The sequence below is a fragment of the Mycobacterium sp. UM_CSW genome (genome assembly GCF_000455205.1).
GTDB lineage: Bacteria > Actinomycetota > Actinomycetes > Mycobacteriales > Mycobacteriaceae > Mycobacterium.
Genome location: NZ_AUWQ01000069.1, coordinates 1 through 15,255 on the forward strand (window position 1 = coordinate 1; position 15,255 = coordinate 15,255).

Genomic DNA, 15,255 nt, shown 5'->3' on the forward strand with positions numbered 1-15,255 from the left:
TTCATTGAGATTCCTTGCGCCGGCCACAGATGGTGGCCTCCTTCCCGGCGCCGATGAGTTTGGGCGGCACGGCGCCTCTGTATAGGTGTTCGCACCGTTTGCCCACGAAAGGAAACGAAGATGACGCAGCAGACACCCACGCGCTACCTCATAGCGGGCGCGGGTGGAAGCCATGGAGCCACGGGCAATTACGCGGCGCGACAGCTGCTCGCACGCGGGCTGGGAGTTCGCGCGTTCGTTCGTCGGGCCGATGATCGGGCCGACCAACTCAGGGAGCTGGGCGCGGAGATCGCGGTCGGCGACCTCCGCGACTACCGCGACGTGCGCGCGGCGCTGGACGGGATCCAGGGCGCCTACTTCACGTATCCGCTGGCGGAAGGCCTCTTAGAGGCCACCGCGACCTTCGCCGTGGCCGGCGCGGAGGCGGGCCTGCAATCGGTGGTGAACATGTCCCAGATCACCGCGCGCCCGGATCATCGCAGCCCCGCAGCCCGCGCGCACTGGTTGGCCGAGCGAGTGCTGGACTGGTCCGGAATCGGTGTCACGCACCTTCGGCCGCCGTTCTTTCTGGAGAATCTCTTCAACGTCGCTGCCCCGACCGTTCGCGCCGAGGGCAAGATCTACCTTCCTTACGGCGACGGGGCCCACGCCCCGATCGGGGGCGAAGACATCGCGCGCGTGGTCGTCGGGATCCTGACCGATCCGGCCGCGCACCGGGGCAAGACGTACGTGCCGACCGGGCCGGCTTCGTTGACGATGACGGAACAGGCCGACGTCTTCAGCCGAGTGTTGGGCCGCCCCGTCGAATACGTCAACGTTCCGGGCGAAGCCTGGAGGCAGGCGCTCGCACAGGTCGACGTCATGACGCCGTATTTGATCGAGCACCTGTCACGGGTGGCCGAGAGCCACCAACGCGGTGTTTTCGACACCGTGACCGACGTCGTCGAATCAATCGGCGGCGTGGCGCCCCAGTCGCTGGAAGCCTTCATTCGCCAACACCGAGCCTCGTTCGGCGCACTCCAGGAGGCCCACCGAGATGCCTAGCGAAGCCACGACGGTATTCGACGGCCCAGTCACCGCCATCGGCGCGACCGGCCAGCAAGGCGGCGCCGTCGTCGACGCTCTTGTCAACCAGGCGGTCCCGGTCAGGGCGGCGACGCGTAACCCAAACGGCGGCAAGGCACGTGCGCTCGCTCAGCGCGGGATCGAGGTGGTGTACGCCGACCCCGAGGACGAGCGGTCGATGAGGGCCGCGTTCGCCGGTGCCGCGGCGGCGTTCGCGATGACCACCCACGACGGGCCCGACGGCCCGGCACGTGAAGTCGCACAGGGGCGGGTGATCGCGGCGGCGGCCGCGGCCGCGCGGTTACCGTTTCTGCTCTACAGCTCGGTCGGCGGTGTTGACCGTGGCAGCGGTGTGCCCCATTTCGAGAGCAAGCAGGTCATAGAGGAACTTCTGCGGCAGGCGGTTCCGGTCACCTTCGTTCGGCCGACCTTTTTCATGGAGACGCTGCGACTGATGATCCGATGCGACGGCGACCGCATCGAGCTGGCCATGCCATTGCCAGAAGACATTGCGGTGCAGCTGATTTCGGTGCGCGACATCGGGCGGGCCGCGGCCGCGCTGCTGCTGAACGGAGATCCTTTGGCGGCACCGGTCGAGATCGCCGGTGACGAGCTGACCGGCGAGCAGATCGCGCAGCGAATCTCGCACGCGTCGGGATCGCCGGCCAGCTACGTTTCACTGCCGCCGGATGCCCTCGGCGACGACGAGGACCTCAAGGCCATGTTCCGATGGCTGGCCCAATTACCGGCCTATCAAGCCGATTTCGCGCGCACCCGCGAACTCGTCCCCGATGTCGAGGACGTGCGGCGCTGGCTGGCGCGGACGGACGGACGGGGGTGACGGAAATGCACCGGGCCGCCGTGGTGCAGTACCACACCAGCGCCGACTCGGCCGAGCACAACCGGGCGTTGATCGAGAACGTGCTGGCCGAGCTCACGGCCCGCGATCCCGGCGGGCTGGACTACCAGGTGCTCCAGTTCGAGGACGGAACGGGCTTTCTGCACGTCGCGGTGTTCGACGGCACCAGCGACGCGTTCGCGGATTGCGAAGCCGACCGGAAGTTTCACCGTGACCTCGAACAGCGGCTGGCAACGCCGCCGATAGTCAGCCGCGCCAGGCTCATTGGCGCCTACTTCGGCCGGAATCGATGAATTTCTGCGTGCCGGGTCCTCAGTATGTGTTGAAAGGACGGAAACACCGATGAAGATCTCACACATCGCGGACCGGAACGAGTGGCTCGCCGCGCGTCTCGATCTGCTCGCCAAGGAGAAGGCCGCCAGCCGGCAGCTGGCCGCCGTGGCCGAGCAGCGCCGCGCGTTGCCGGCGGTGCCGGTCGACAAGGACTACATCTTCGAAGGCCCGGACGGCGGCGCGCGGCTGATCGACTTGTTCGACGGGCGCAGCCAGCTGATCGTCTACCACTTCATGTGGCTGCACGACCTCGACGAAGGCTGTCCCAGTTGCTCCTTCGCCGCGGACAACATGCCCAACCCGATCCACCTCAACGAAGGCGCGGACACCACCCTGGCGCTCGTGTCGCGGGCGCCCTATCCGCGGCTGAGCCAATTCAAAGCGCGGATGGGCTGGCAACTGCCCTTCTACTCGTCCTACGGTAGCGACTTCAACTACGACTTCCACGTCACCAGCGACGAGTCGATCGCGCCAATCGAATACAACTACAAGGACAAGGCCACGTTGCTGCGCGAGGGACTGGATTACGTCGCCACCGACGGCACCGACGGGCAGGGCATCAGCGTCTTCGTCCAGAACGAGGGCAGGGTCTTCCACACCTACTCCGCCTACGGGGTCGGCGCCGACGTCATGCTGAGCACCTACCGGTTCCTGGACCTGACCCCGCTCGGCCGCCAGCGCTACATCAACGAGTGGCCCTGGCACGACACCTACGGAGCATCGGACGGCGGCCATGCCCACCACCACTGACACCAACGAGGACTTCGGGCGACTCGCCGAGCCGTTCCGCCGGGAGCTGATCGCCTACGGCTACCGAATGCTCGGGTCACTTGATGACGCCGAAGAAATCGTGCAGGACGTGTACCTCGAAGCGTGGCGCGCCTACGACGGCTTCGAGGGACGCTCGTCGCTGCGCACGTGGCTGTATCGGATCGCCACCCGTGCCTTCATCAAGGGGATGGAGAGACGCAGTCGGCGCCCGCTGCCGTCCGACCTCACCGACCCGGCGATGGATGCCTTTGCCGCGGTGGAGGCCGGCTCGGCAGAGCTGGCGTGGCTGCAACCGGCGCCCGATTCCGTGCTGATCGGCACCTTCGCGGACCCCGCCGCGGTGGTCACCGCGCGGCACACGGCGCGGCTAGCGTTCGTTGCGGCGCTGCAGGTGCTTACGCCCCGCCAGCGAGCCGTGCTGATCCTGCGCGACGTGCTGAGCCTGAATGCGGCCGAGGTCGCCGCGGTGCTGGATCTGAGCGTCGCGGCGGTCAACAGCGCACTGCAGCGGGCCCGATCGCGCCTGCCGGCCGACCATGACACCTTTGTCGAACCGCCGGAGACCCGAGAACGCGAGTTGCTCGACCGCTATGTGGCCGCATTCGAAAACGCCGACGTGACCGGACTGATGGCGGTGTTGACCGAGGACGCGACGTTCGAAATGCCGCCGCTTGTCACCTGGTTTCGGGGCGTGGACGACATCGGTGGGTTCTTGGGCGCGAAGATGCGCGAGTTGGGCAAGGCATCGGTCCTGCGGACTTCGGCCAATGGGCAGCCCGCGCTAGCCCTCTACACCGGTTCCGAGGACGGGAAGCGCCGGTTGCATTCGCTGCAGGTGCTTACCGTTGCGCCAGATGGGATCTCACGCATCGTGTCGTTCATGGACGTCGGCGCATTGGGACCTTTCGATCTGCCGGCGGCCCTGTCATGAGGGCGTTCCGGGTGTTCCTGCGCGTCTACGGCGTGCTGACGTTGGCCATCTTCGTGTCGTTGTTCGTGGGATTTCTTACGCAGTCGCCGTTGTTGGCCGAGCATGGCGGCGCGTTGAACTGGACGATATGGAACGACGTGCGCTGCGGCAGCGAGCATCTGCATGTTCCGCCGATGCTGATGGTGATCTACATCGTGTGGGGAGTCTTCCTGCTGCGCGCAGTGGCTGACCCTCCACGCTACGCCTCGTTCCTGGACTTCACCATGTGGGCCAATCTGGTCCACGGGGCATTGATGGCCGTGCAGGCGGCTACCGAGATCGACCATTATTGGAGCAAGTTCCTCACCGACATACCGTTCGTGGTGATCCTCGCGCTCGGCATATACCTGTGGCGCCGCAAAGAGCCAGTCCACCAGGTTAATTCGAGGTGAATACCGAGGGTCTCAACGGCTAACGGTGCCGCGACAAGCGCGCCGCGCGAAATCAGAACGCCGCGACCGATGCCCGCGGATATAGAGTGCTGCATAGAGCACTGATACGACAACGACGACGGTCGCCATGGTGGCGTGCCGGAGGCTGGCCACCGACTCCCGTTGCAGCACAACGAGATTCGCGGCCAGAAACGCCCTCCACACCCATCCGTCCGGAAGGTGCGCAACATGTATCGCCAGATCCTCGATCCCGTCGTCCACTCGCTGGCCTGGAGTTCACTCGTGGCGGCGCTGCCTCTGGCTTCGCTGTTCGTGATGCTCGGTGTGTTGCGGGTCCGGGCCTGGATGGCGTCGCTTGCGTCGCTGGCCGTCGCGCTCGTGATCGCGGTCGCGGTCTACGGGATGCCGGTCGGCCAGGCGGCGCTGGCGGGGGCGGAGGGCGCCGTCTTCGGGTTCTTCCCGATCCTGTGGATCGTGATCAACGCGATCTGGGTTTACCAGATGACGGTGGAGACAGGCCATTTCGACGTGCTGCGCCGCAGCTTTGCGACGGTCAGCGACGATCACCGGATCCAGGCCATCATCATCGCGTTTTCGTTCGGTGCGTTGCTCGAAGCGCTGGCCGGGTTCGGCACGCCAGTGGCGGTCACCTCGGTGATGCTGCTCGCGCTGGGCTTCAAACCGATCAAGGCGGCGGTGCTGGCACTGGTCGCCAACACCGCACCGGTGGCATTCGGCGCGATGGCCACGCCCATCATCACGCTCGCCAAGACGTCCGGGTTGCCGACCGACACGCTCGGCGCGATGGTCGGGCGCCAAACCCCGATCCTGGCGGTCTTCGTCCCCCTCGCACTGGTCGCCATCGTCGACGGCCGGCGCGGCGTGCGCGAAACGTGGATCCCCGCGATTGCGGGCGGCGTGGTTTTCGGCCTGGGTCAGTACGCGACGTCGAACTTCGTGTCGGTGCCACTGGCCGACGTGATCGCGTCGCTATTGTCCGCAGGTGCCGTGGTCTCGGTGGTTCGCATCAGGCCGTCGCGCCCCGAACACGTTGGCGCGCCGGTCATCGCCGGCGGGGCCGCGGAGGCGCCGGCTCCCGACTTCTCCGAGCGCGTCGCGGATCCCGACCCGCGCGGGCAGGTGCTGCGCGCGTACTCGCCCTACGCGATCGTCATCGCCGTCTTCGTGATCTGCCAGATCTCTTGGGTGAAGAAGCTTCTCGACAAGGCGACCTTCGTCGTGCATTGGCCGGGGCTGCATCTCTATACGGCCAAGGGCGCCCCGTCGTCGCTGCCCAACTTCACCTTGAATCTGCTGACCACGCCGGGCACGCAGATGCTGGTGGCCGGGGTCCTCACCATGGTGGCACTGCGCCTGTCGGTGGGCGGCGCGGTCAGGGCGTACGGGGCGACGCTGCACCAGCTGCGATGGGCCATCGTCACCGTAATGGCCGTGCTGGCACTGGCATTCGTGATGAACGCATCCGGGCAGACCATCACCCTGGGCACGTGGATGGCCGGGGCCGGAGGCGCGTTCGCGCTGCTCTCCCCCATCCTGGGATGGCTCGGTGTGGCGGTGACGGGGTCCGACACGTCCTCGAACTCGCTCTTCGGCGCGCTGCAGGTGACCGCGGCGACCAAGGCGGGACTATCCCCGGTGTTGATGGCCGCCGGCAACAGCTCCGGCGGAGTGCTCGGCAAGATGATCTCGCCGCAGAACCTCGCCATCGGGGCGGCGGCGGTCGGCGTGCACGGCAAGGAAGGTGACATCTTCCGCCGCGTGTTCATCTGGAGCCTGGTGTTCCTGGCGTTCATTTGCGCCCTGTCCGGGCTGCAGGCGTCGGTGCTGTCCTGGATGGTGCCCTGAATCTTCGCAAAAGATTGCCACGGCCGTCCCGGACCGCACTAAGCTGCTGTTCGTGCGCAAAGGCGTATTAGCCATCGGGCGAAGCCGGTGGTTGGCGTTGGCGGCCTCGCTGGTGGTCTCGGCCGCGATCATCTACGCCCAAGGCATCAACGCCCAAGGCACACAGCCGTGCTGCCCTGACAAGCCGGCCGCAGGCCAGGCGGCCGGGCCGTCCGTGCCGCCGATCGCCGCGGCGGCGCCCGGTCCGACCGCCGCGCCGCCGGCGGGTCCGGCGCCGCAGATCGCCAGTCCCGCGGAGGTGGAGAAGCTGGCGGCGGGCGCCCCCGCGGCCGCCCAGCAATTCCTGTTCCCCTTGTCTCCCGGCGTCGCGAACGAGCAGCGGTTGCAGGTCAAGACCATCTGGGCGGCGCGCGCCATCAGCGTGCTGTTCCCGGAGATCACCACCATCGGAGGGTATCGCGAGGATCCCTTGCCGTGGCATCCCAACGGGCTGGCGATCGACGTGATGATCCCCAATCACGCCAGCCCGGAAGGCATCCAACTCGGTAACGAAATCGCCGGGTACGCCTTGGCGAACGCGAAACGGTGGGGAATCAACCACGTGATCTGGCGCCAGAAGATCTACCCGGGCGTCGGCGCGCCGAGCTGGATGTCGAACCTGGGCAACGAAACGCTCAACCACTACGACCACGTTCACATCGCCACCAACGGCGGCGGCTACCCGACCGGTCACGAGACGTACTACATCGGGTCGATGACGCCCGCGCCGTCTGAGTGATCAACGGCGCCTTCGGGATTCCGGTCAGCCGCCGAGGAGGCCCAGCAAGCTACCGGTGAGGATTGGGGGCACCGTCAGCTGACCGCCGCCCAGGCTCGGGGGCAGGGTCAGCGTGCCGCCGGTGATGACCGAAGGGATCCCGACGTCCCCGCCGCCGACGCTGGGGGGCAGGCTCAGCACGCCGCCGGTGAGGATCGACGGGATGCTGACGTCCCCGCCGCCGGCGATCGGCGGCAGGCCCAACACCCCACCGGTCAGGACCGACGGGATGCTCAACTGTCCGCCGCCCAGGACCGGCGGCAGGGTCACCGCGCCGCCGTCCAGGATCGGGGTCAGGATGGTGGTGATCGGGGGCACCGTAAAGACGCCACCGCCAAGGCTGGAGGGCAGGCTCAATAGACCGCCGGTGATGATGGAAGGCAACCCCACCACGCCACCGCCGAGGCTGGCGGGCAGGTCCAGCACGCCGCCGGTGAGGATCGACGGCACGGTCAGCTCCCCGCCGCCCAGGAACGCGGGCAGTTCTACTACGCCGCCGTTGATGATCGGGCTCGCGGCGGTGACGATCGCGGACCCGACGCTGGAGATCGGCGGCACGATCAATACCGCACCGCCCAAGATCGGTGGCAGATCCAGCACACCCCCGGTGATGAACGACGGCACGCTCAGCACGCCACCGCCAAGGATCGGCGGCAGGGTCACCAGTCCACCGTTCAGGTTCAGGCTCGCGCTGCCGCCCAAGAACGACGACAGGTTCAAGTCAGCGGCGGCCGCGGCCCCGGCGTTGGCGAGCTCGGTGCCGAGGTAGGCGCCCGCGCCCGCGTTGATCAGGCCGACGAACTCCTCGTGAAACACGTTGGCTTGGGCGTTGATGGCTTGAAATTCCTGGCCGAAATCGCTGAATAACGTTGCGACCAAAGCCGATACCTCGTCCTGAGCGGCGGCGGCCACGGCCGTCGTGGGCGCCGCGGCCGACGCGGCGGACCCGGACAGCAATGAGCGGATGCCTGCCAAACCTTCGGCCGCAGACTGCAGCTGCTCTGGAGCCGTCACGAGATATGACAAAACGCGCCTCCCGCCGATCCGCTGCGACAGTCGCCCGATGACTCAGCAATAAGAGCGTACTGGGATATCGCCGAAACGCCTACGAAAACCCCGTTTTTCAGTAATGACACCGGCCAAATGAGCCTCAACTGCGGGCGGCGGCCGGCGAAGACGGTTGATTGCGCTCGCCGCCCAAAATCTCAGGGCCGTCGGGGATTTCGGCTCACTGGGCCGTCCACCCGCCGTCGATCGAATAACTGGCGCCGGTGATGGTGGCGGCCGCATCGCCGGCCAAAAAGACCGCGAGCGCGCCGATGTCCTCCGGTTGGGTGTAGCGGGCCATCGGTTGCTTTTCGGCGACGAATTCCGGTTTGACCTCGTCGAACGACTTGCCCGCCGCGTCGGCGCGCGTTTGGATCTGCTGGGCGATCAGGGGCGTCATCACCCAGCCGGGACAGATCGCGTTGCATGTTATGCCGTGGTTGGCGGTTTCGATGGCCACCACTTTTGTCAGTCCGACAACGCCGTGCTTGGCCGCGACATATGCCGCTTTTTCGGCGCTGGCAACAAGGCCGTGCGCCGAGGCGATGTTGATGATTCGGCCCCAGCCGCGGCGTTTCATCCCGGGCAGCGCGCAACGGCAGGTGTGGAACACGGCCGACAGATTCGTCGCGATCACGGCGTCCCACTTCTCGACCGGGAACTCCTCCAGCTTCGCCACGTACTGGATGCCGGCGTTGTTCACGAGGACATCGATTGCGCCGAAGGACTTTTCGGCGGCGGCGATCATGTCGGCGACCTCGTCCGGCTGGGTCACATCGACGCCCGAATAGGCCGCGGTCACCGCGAACGTCTCCTCGATGTCGCGCCGCTGCGCCTCAACGGCCTCCGGGTCGCCGAAGCCGTTGAGGGTCACGTTCGCGCCCTCGGCGGCGAAGGCGCGCGCGATGCCGAGGCCGATACCGGACGTGGAACCCGTTACGAGTACCGACTTTCCGCGAAGCATCGGGTCAGCGTTCGGCTGCCGGTTCGACGGTGACGAGCTCCGTTATGCCGCTCACGGTGAGGACGGGCATCACCAGCGGGTGGGCGATGACATCGATGTGGGCGGCCCGGGCGAACAAGGCGTTGATGGCGGCGCTGTCCAGGTACTCCACCGCGCTGAGGTCGACGGTAAACGTGCCGCTGTTGTTCGCGGCCTCGGCGATGGCTCTCCTGAGTGCGTCGTTGAACTCGTCGATGTTGCTCAGGTCGATTTCGCCCGTCGCGGTCAGCACGAGCTTCCCGTCGTCGCGGCGCGCGGTGTCGAGGGTCAGCGACGTGGGCATCAGGTGATCCTCGCGCATAGGTGAACCGTAGTTCCCGCGGCCTCGGGGTTGATGGTGACGTCCTGCATGAGGCCCCGCATCAAAGCGATGCCACGGCCGCGATTCGTCTCGGCAGCCGGCTGCGGAGGTTTCCACGAGCCGGTGTCGGTGATCGTCAAGCGCACCTGGTCGACCAAGATGGTGGCGCCCAGGCTGATCGTGCCCCCGGGGCTGTGGCGGTGACCGTGCTCGATGGCGTTGGCGACGGCCTCTCCGGCGGCGACGAGCACGTTCATCGTCTGATCCGCGTCCAGCTTGGCCCGGGTCAGCCACCGGCGCAGTGCGGTGCGGGTGGGCGCGAGCTGGCTGACGTCGGCCGGAAACTCCAACTCGAGCGGGGCCGGATGGCGGTAAAGCAGCAGGACGACATCGTCCTGATAGCCGCCTTCCGGCGCCAGACCGGCCATGATCTGGTTGGCCAGATCGTCCAGTGTGGAGTCGCGCCCGTCCTGGACGAGGGCGGCCGCGCGCGAAATGCCCTGGTGCAGCAGTCGACGGCGACGTTCGACCAGTCCGTCGGTGTAGAGCAGCAACGTGGCGCGCGGCGGAATGGTCACCCGTGCTTCGGGGCGGGGCCAGTCGGGTCGAACTCCGAGCGCGATGGTGTGGCCGTCGTCGAGCATTCGGGTGGTGCCGTCGGCGTCGACGAGGACGGGTGGCGGGTGCCCCGCGCTCGAGTAGACCAGTTCACCCGTCTCGGGGTCGAGCACCGCGCAGACGGCGGTGGTGCATTGCGCGCCGGGCAGCCGCGCGGCGAAGCGGTCGATGCCCGCCAGGGCGGCACTGGGGCTGGGGTTCTCGAACAGCAGCGCGCGGCAAGCGCTGCGCACCTGCCCCATTACGGTGGCGGCGGCCAGGCCATGGCCGACGCAATCCCCGACGATCAACGCGATGCGCCCGTCATCCAGGTCGACGACGTCGTACCAGTCGCCGCCGACCTGAAGGGGCCTGCTGGCGGCCTGGTAGCGCACGGCGAACCCGTGGGGTAAGTCGGCGGGGCCGAGGATGGCGTGCTGGAGGGCGAGGGCCGTTTCGCGCTGCTGGTCGACCTGGTGCACCCGTTGCAGCCCCTGACCGAGACGGCCCGCGAGCACGGTCAGCAGCGTCTGGTCTTCCAGGGTGAACGGCCGCCGCTCGGTCAGGTCGATCCGCACGACGAGCACGCCCTCGGGATGCTGCAGCGCGATGCCCGCGGTGCCGGGCTCGGCTGCGTTCGGGGTGAGCAGATCGCCATCGCGCAACGAGCTGAGCATCTGTCGCGTTTCGGAGGGCAGGTCCGCCCACTGCGCCGACTCGCCGACCGATTCCACCGACGGTTCACGAGAGGCGGTTTCCGCGGTGGAGTCGCGGGTCGGGAAGGTGACCGCCAGGACGCGGCGGGCCCGCCACAGCCGGCGCAGTTCCTCGGCCGCGGCATGCACGGCATCTTCGACGCTGTCGGCTTCGGCGAGTTCCTGGTTGAGGGCGTGTTCGCGGCCCGCCGCCAGCGCCAACGCGATGGCCGCGTGCCGGGCGAAGTCGCTGACCAGCTCGAGGTAATCGTTGCCGAACGCCGGCCGCCCCGGGTGGCGCGCGACGGCAATCACCCCGAGCACCCGGCCGTCGGCGATCAGCGGCATCACGATCGCCGAGCGTTCACCGGCGTCGGTGAACCCCTCGATCGGATACTGGAAGGAATCGGTGATCAGCGGCAGGCCGCGACGCGCCACGCCGCCGGTGGTGGAGGCGTCCATCGGCACCTGCCGGCCGATCACCTCCGAGGCGTACCGGCCCGCCGTCGCGGCCACGACCAGGGTGTCGACCTGATCGGAGGGCAGATCGGGCTCCCGTGGGACCAGCAAGATGGCCTGTTCGGCGTCGGCCAACTCCAGCGCCCGGTTCACGATGAGCTGCAACGGCCCCGTCTGTGGGTCACCGGACAGCAGCGCGGTCGTGATTTCCCGGCTGGCCTTCGTCCATTTCGACGATTCGCGTTCCCGCTCGAACAAGCGCGCGTTGTCAATGGCGGCCGCGGCCGCCGTGGCCAGTGCCCGGACCGCGGATTCGTGGGAGTCGGTGAACACCCGGCCCGGACGATCGTCGGCGAGGTAGAGGCTGCCGAAGTCAGCCGCGCGCACGGTGATCGGTATGCCGAGCAGCGCCCGCAGCTTCGGGTCGCGCGGCTGCAGTGCGGCGGTCGCCGGGTGGGCGCTCAGATCGTCGACGCGCAGGCCGTCGGCCACCGGCAGGTCGCCGAGCCGCCGAGCCGTGTCGGCGTCGATGCCCGCCTGAACGAACGAGGCCAGCGTGCCGTCGGGCGCCCTAATGCCCAGCGCCGCGTACCGGGCGTCGGTCAGCTCCATCGCCGCGTTGACGATTCGATGCAACGTCGAATCCAGATCCAGGTCGGCGTTGATCTCGACGATGACCCGGACCAGGTGTTCCAACTGGTCGCGAGCAGCCGCCAGCTCGTCCAGCTGGGAACTCACGTCGTCCCGGTCGTGTTGCCCCATAGCTCCAAATCTAATTGTTAAATTCCGGCTCTCCGTTTGAGGCTCGGTGGTTGGCCGGGTACGGGGTGTGGTCGGTGTCACCGAGGGCGGGTATTGCGGTGGTGATTACCCACTCGGGGACGAATTGCACCTGGCGTCCGGTGCCGGCGTCGCCTGGGTCGTCCCAGTGGACGCTCGCGCGGCCGGAGAGCTGGAGGGTGATGCCGGCGCGGAAGTCGACGAACAGCAGCGCAGCGGAGGGGTCCGCGGCGAGGTTTCCGAGGCTGTTGAACATGTTGTTGCCAGGAAAGTCGGGCCACCACAGGCGGCCCTCGGCAACCCGGACGAACCCCGGGGGGCCGCCGCGGTGGGAGGCGTCGCTGCCGGCGGTGGGGTGGGTGGTTCCCAGAAAGAAGGTGTCGGCCGCCTCGATGACACGAATGTCCTCGGCTCGCAACGCTTTTCCAGAGTACAACCGCCTCCGGTCGTCGGCGGGCGCCCCATGGACGTCGACGCGGCGCTGGTGGATGTACTGCGGGCAGTTGCCGTAGGCCTGGTCCACGTCGACGGTCAGGGCGCCGGGCTCGGTGGAGCTGAGAAGACCGTTGATTCGAACGCGCCTTCGGGTGAGGAAGTTGATGGCGATGACACCCACCGGTTGTTCGGAAGGTAGGTCGTGGAGCGGGTCGGCACTCGGCAGCTCCGCTCCGATCTCCAGGGCGGTCGGCGAGGCCGCCCGCAGGAACCCGGGTGCGCCGAACAGCGGTGAGGTCCAAAGCCGTCCGGACCGATCTCGGGCGGCCATGGCCGCGAATGGCGCCTCGGAGAGGAAGGCGGCCATGCCGGCGCGTAGTTGTCCACGTCCGACCATCGCGGCGAGCCGGGCGGCTTCGGCCTCGACGCCGGCTTGTCGTTGAACAGCCAACTCACCGGCGTGGAAACCCACGCTCGATGTCATCGCGGCACCTCGGCAAAGCCCGGTTGTCCGGCGTCGACGACGGAATTGAACCGGTATCGAGTTACCAGACTTTCATTGATCTCTTGGATCGCGCTCTCAGGAAGGGCGGTGACGTCGAAGTTTTCGCCGATCCGTGCGGGTTTGACCGACGCGGTGAGGACGGCCGAGCCGCGCTGGATGCCCCACGCCAAAAGCACTTGCGCCGGCGTCTTTCCCACGCGCCGAGCAATCGAGACGATGAGGGGGTCGTCGAGCAATCGCGGTTCGAGCGCATGGCCCAGCGAGGCGAAGGCCAACAGGATGATCCCGTGCTCCTTACACAGTTCGTGGAGTTCCCATTGCGGGTGATAAGGGTGCGACTCGACCTCGACGACGGACGGTTTGATTCGGGCGGTTTCGACAATCTTCCGGGTGCCCGCGGCGTCGATGTCCGACAGACCTATCGACCGCGAAAGGCCCTCGTCCACAAGGGCTTCCATCGCAGCCCAGGTCTCCTCCAGCGTGACCCCGTCGTCGTAGACGACGGCTCCGTGCCGGTCGCGGGGGTCTTGGTCGTCGCCGGGCCGGAACGCGAACGGCGTGTGCACCAGGTACAGATCGACCGCCTCGAGGCCGAGCTTATCCAGGCTGGCCTGCAGCGCGGGCTTCACCCGTTCGGGCCGATGATTGTTGTTCCACAGCTTGGTGGTGACGAACAGTTCGTCACGACGTACGGTCCCGGCGGCGAACAACTCTTTGAGCGCCGCGCCGACGTCCGCTTCGTTGCGGTACCGCTCGGCCGCGTCGAGGTGGCGGAACCCGATCTCGACCGCGGCCTTGACCGCGTTTCGCGTCTCGGTGCGATCGGACAGCGACGTGCCGAAGCCTAGCGCCGGAATCGCGCCGCTGCCGTCGTTCAAGGCGAATCTGTGCTGGTTTAGTTTCTCGTTCGGCGCCATGGCTTTTCGGCCTCCTTGTTGTTGGTGACGACGTGCTTGGTAAGCAGGGTGACGGCCTCGGGCGTGGTCCACACCGCGCTGGCGAGGAATCGGAAGTTGACCAGGGCGGCGAGGTAGCCGTCGCCTTCGGGGAGGCGCGGGCCGGCCGTGGCGTCCTTGACGACCGCGACCTCGAAGCCTTGCTCGATGAGTTCGCGCAGATGGCCCTCGACACACAGGTTGGCGGCCATGCCCGCCAGGATCACTTGGTTGACGCCGCGCTTGCGCAACTGAAGCACCAGGTCGTTCGATTCGGGGCCGACGATCTTATGCGGGGAGGCGATAACCGTTCGCCCGTCGTGGATGTGGTCCCGGTAGGCGGGCAGGAAGTCTGCACCGGATCCGGCGAATCCCTCGGTCGTGTAGGCACCCTGGCGACCGAACATGCCCGCGGCGCCCATGAATTTCTCGAGCGGATCACCGAACAGCCATTGCTTGTCGGTCGGGTAGAAGTAGTGCGGTGACACCGCGACGGTGATGCCCGCCAGCTTGGCGGCGTGCAGCAGCTCACCGATATGAGCGACGACGTTGTTGTCACGGATGCTGTCACCGAACACCGGCCATGCAACGCCTTCTGGGCTAAGGAAATCGATCTGCGGATCGGTGAGAACAAGTGCGGCGTGCTCGAGGTCGAGCGTGAAGCCGGAATACGGCAGGGCGGGATTCTGGGGTTCAGCGTAGTCGCTCAGGTCTGTCATCGAGCCTTCCCTGCGTATCGAAGCCGGTCCGTCTAGCGTACGTAGCATAGATGACCAGTCGTCTATTTAACAAGGCTATCAATCCCGCCATTCCCGGAGCTATAAATCAGTGCAGAAGCGCCGGAACGGTGACCGCTTCGAACCGGTCGTACGGGACGCGGCTGCGAGTGACTTTCCCGCGCAGCGCCGCGCCTTCCCACGCCTCGATCAGTCGAAAGGCGAGGTCCCCCGCTTCGAGGTCGCCCCGAACCTCCGAACGCAGGCACTCGCCCAGGGCCGCACCCCAGCGGTCCAGGATGCTCACGAGCTCCTTGCGTACCGGCTCGCTCGTCCCACTGAGTTCGAGCGACAGGTTGCCGACCAGGCAGCCGAGCAGGAAATCGCCGGCCTCGTGTTCGTCGGCCAGCGCGTGGAAGAAGCGCCTGACCCGCTCCTGCGCCGGCCCGTCCGCCTCCAGGAGTGGCAGCAACCGCGCCTCGATGTCTGCCCAGTGATGCTCGAGGATCGCCGCGGCAAAGGCCTCCTTGCTCGGGAAATACGCGTAGAACGACCCCTTCGGGACGCCGGCCGCGTCGGTGATGTCCTTGACGCCGCTGGCGGCGAATCCGCGCTTGTGCAGGAGTTCCTGTCCCGCCGCGAGCAGGCGGGACCGCACCTCGGGGTTCGGTGGGCGGGGCATGGCAACTATGTTAGCCGACCGGTCACC

General features: G+C 67.2%; 16 protein-coding genes. 8 read left to right on the plus strand and 8 right to left on the minus strand.

Going from position 1 to position 15,255, the window contains the following annotated elements; all coding sequences use genetic code 11:
• The first annotated feature begins 120 nt into the window (after positions 1-120).
• From N415_RS22130 to N415_RS22165, 8 genes are all read left to right on the plus strand, one after another.
• Positions 121-1,044: an NmrA family NAD(P)-binding protein gene (locus tag N415_RS22130; protein WP_068186754.1), complete on the plus strand. Its 924-nt coding sequence runs from the start codon at positions 121-123 to the stop codon at positions 1,042-1,044.
• On the plus strand, positions 1,037-1,906 hold the full coding sequence (locus N415_RS22135) for an NmrA family NAD(P)-binding protein (protein WP_068186756.1): 870 nt from the start codon (positions 1,037-1,039) through the stop codon (positions 1,904-1,906). Before N415_RS22130 ends, N415_RS22135 begins: the two co-directional genes overlap by 8 nt.
• A gap of 5 nt (positions 1,907-1,911) precedes the next feature.
• Positions 1,912-2,217: a hypothetical protein gene (locus tag N415_RS22140; protein ID WP_068186758.1), complete on the plus strand. Its 306-nt coding sequence runs from the start codon at positions 1,912-1,914 to the stop codon at positions 2,215-2,217.
• 49 nt (positions 2,218-2,266) lie between these two features.
• Positions 2,267-3,007, plus strand: a complete 741-nt coding sequence (locus N415_RS22145; RefSeq protein ID WP_068186760.1) for a DUF899 domain-containing protein — start codon at positions 2,267-2,269, stop codon at positions 3,005-3,007.
• A complete protein-coding gene (locus N415_RS22150; protein WP_068186763.1) occupies positions 2,991-3,959 on the plus strand; it encodes an RNA polymerase subunit sigma-70 in 969 nt (322 codons plus the stop codon). Before N415_RS22145 ends, N415_RS22150 begins: the two co-directional genes overlap by 17 nt.
• Positions 3,956-4,390, plus strand: a complete 435-nt coding sequence (locus N415_RS22155; protein ID WP_068186765.1) for a DUF6632 domain-containing protein — start codon at positions 3,956-3,958, stop codon at positions 4,388-4,390. The genes N415_RS22150 and N415_RS22155 overlap by 4 nt, the downstream gene beginning before the upstream one ends.
• Positions 4,391-4,618: 228 nt before the next feature.
• Positions 4,619-6,256, plus strand: a complete 1,638-nt coding sequence (locus tag N415_RS22160) for an L-lactate permease (RefSeq protein WP_068186767.1) — start codon at positions 4,619-4,621, stop codon at positions 6,254-6,256.
• A 52-nt stretch (positions 6,257-6,308) separates the two neighbouring features.
• Positions 6,309-7,034, plus strand: coding sequence for a glycoside hydrolase (locus tag N415_RS22165; RefSeq protein WP_239645660.1), 726 nt, complete (start codon positions 6,309-6,311; stop codon positions 7,032-7,034).
• A 24-nt stretch (positions 7,035-7,058) separates the two neighbouring features.
• Here the strand turns inward: N415_RS22165 and N415_RS22170 are convergent, their stop codons facing one another.
• From N415_RS22170 to N415_RS22205, 8 genes are all read right to left on the minus strand, one after another.
• Positions 7,059-8,087, minus strand: coding sequence for a PE family protein (locus N415_RS22170; RefSeq protein WP_239645661.1), 1,029 nt, complete (start codon positions 8,085-8,087; stop codon positions 7,059-7,061).
• Between the two features lie 214 nt (positions 8,088-8,301).
• Positions 8,302-9,084, minus strand: coding sequence for a 3-hydroxybutyrate dehydrogenase (locus N415_RS22175; RefSeq protein WP_068186770.1), 783 nt, complete (start codon positions 9,082-9,084; stop codon positions 8,302-8,304).
• 4 nt (positions 9,085-9,088) lie between these two features.
• Positions 9,089-9,406, minus strand: coding sequence for an STAS domain-containing protein (locus tag N415_RS22180; RefSeq protein WP_068109168.1), 318 nt, complete (start codon positions 9,404-9,406; stop codon positions 9,089-9,091).
• Entirely contained in the window at positions 9,406-11,937 is a 2,532-nt protein-coding gene (locus N415_RS22185; protein ID WP_068186772.1) for a SpoIIE family protein phosphatase, read from the minus strand. The genes N415_RS22180 and N415_RS22185 overlap by 1 nt, the downstream gene beginning before the upstream one ends.
• Positions 11,938-11,947: 10 nt before the next feature.
• Positions 11,948-12,874, minus strand: a complete 927-nt coding sequence (locus N415_RS22190) for a pyridoxamine 5'-phosphate oxidase family protein (RefSeq protein ID WP_068186774.1) — start codon at positions 12,872-12,874, stop codon at positions 11,948-11,950.
• Positions 12,871-13,812 (minus strand): aldo/keto reductase, encoded by a 942-nt coding sequence (locus tag N415_RS22195; RefSeq protein WP_068186776.1) that lies wholly within the window; start codon positions 13,810-13,812, stop codon positions 12,871-12,873. The genes N415_RS22190 and N415_RS22195 overlap by 4 nt, the downstream gene beginning before the upstream one ends.
• Positions 13,791-14,549, minus strand: coding sequence for a cysteine hydrolase (locus N415_RS22200; protein WP_081665418.1), 759 nt, complete (start codon positions 14,547-14,549; stop codon positions 13,791-13,793). The genes N415_RS22195 and N415_RS22200 overlap by 22 nt, the downstream gene beginning before the upstream one ends.
• A gap of 106 nt (positions 14,550-14,655) precedes the next feature.
• A complete protein-coding gene (locus N415_RS22205) occupies positions 14,656-15,228 on the minus strand; it encodes a TetR/AcrR family transcriptional regulator (RefSeq protein WP_068186780.1) in 573 nt (190 codons plus the stop codon).
• Positions 15,229-15,255 lie beyond the last annotated feature (27 nt).

What these genes read in the sequence shown, in the direction of transcription:
- N415_RS22185 (WP_068186772.1), bottom strand. Translation starts at nt 11,937, where the DNA reads ATGGGGCAACACGACCGGGACGACGTGAGTTCCCAGCTGGACGAGCTG.
- N415_RS22150 (WP_068186763.1), top strand. Translation starts at nt 2,991, where the DNA reads ATGCCCACCACCACTGACACCAACGAGGACTTCGGGCGACTCGCCGAG.
- N415_RS22190 (WP_068186774.1), bottom strand. Translation starts at nt 12,874, where the DNA reads ATGACATCGAGCGTGGGTTTCCACGCCGGTGAGTTGGCTGTTCAACGA.
- N415_RS22195 (WP_068186776.1), bottom strand. Translation starts at nt 13,812, where the DNA reads ATGGCGCCGAACGAGAAACTAAACCAGCACAGATTCGCCTTGAACGAC.
- N415_RS22175 (WP_068186770.1), bottom strand. Translation starts at nt 9,084, where the DNA reads ATGCTTCGCGGAAAGTCGGTACTCGTAACGGGTTCCACGTCCGGTATC.
- N415_RS22145 (WP_068186760.1), top strand. Translation starts at nt 2,267, where the DNA reads ATGAAGATCTCACACATCGCGGACCGGAACGAGTGGCTCGCCGCGCGT.
- N415_RS22200 (WP_081665418.1), bottom strand. Translation starts at nt 14,549, where the DNA reads ATGACAGACCTGAGCGACTACGCTGAACCCCAGAATCCCGCCCTGCCG.
- N415_RS22160 (WP_068186767.1), top strand. Translation starts at nt 4,619, where the DNA reads ATGTATCGCCAGATCCTCGATCCCGTCGTCCACTCGCTGGCCTGGAGT.
- N415_RS22135 (WP_068186756.1), top strand. Translation starts at nt 1,037, where the DNA reads ATGCCTAGCGAAGCCACGACGGTATTCGACGGCCCAGTCACCGCCATC.
- N415_RS22140 (WP_068186758.1), top strand. Translation starts at nt 1,912, where the DNA reads ATGCACCGGGCCGCCGTGGTGCAGTACCACACCAGCGCCGACTCGGCC.
- N415_RS22130 (WP_068186754.1), top strand. Translation starts at nt 121, where the DNA reads ATGACGCAGCAGACACCCACGCGCTACCTCATAGCGGGCGCGGGTGGA.
- N415_RS22205 (WP_068186780.1), bottom strand. Translation starts at nt 15,228, where the DNA reads ATGCCCCGCCCACCGAACCCCGAGGTGCGGTCCCGCCTGCTCGCGGCG.
- N415_RS22180 (WP_068109168.1), bottom strand. Translation starts at nt 9,406, where the DNA reads ATGCCCACGTCGCTGACCCTCGACACCGCGCGCCGCGACGACGGGAAG.
- N415_RS22155 (WP_068186765.1), top strand. Translation starts at nt 3,956, where the DNA reads ATGAGGGCGTTCCGGGTGTTCCTGCGCGTCTACGGCGTGCTGACGTTG.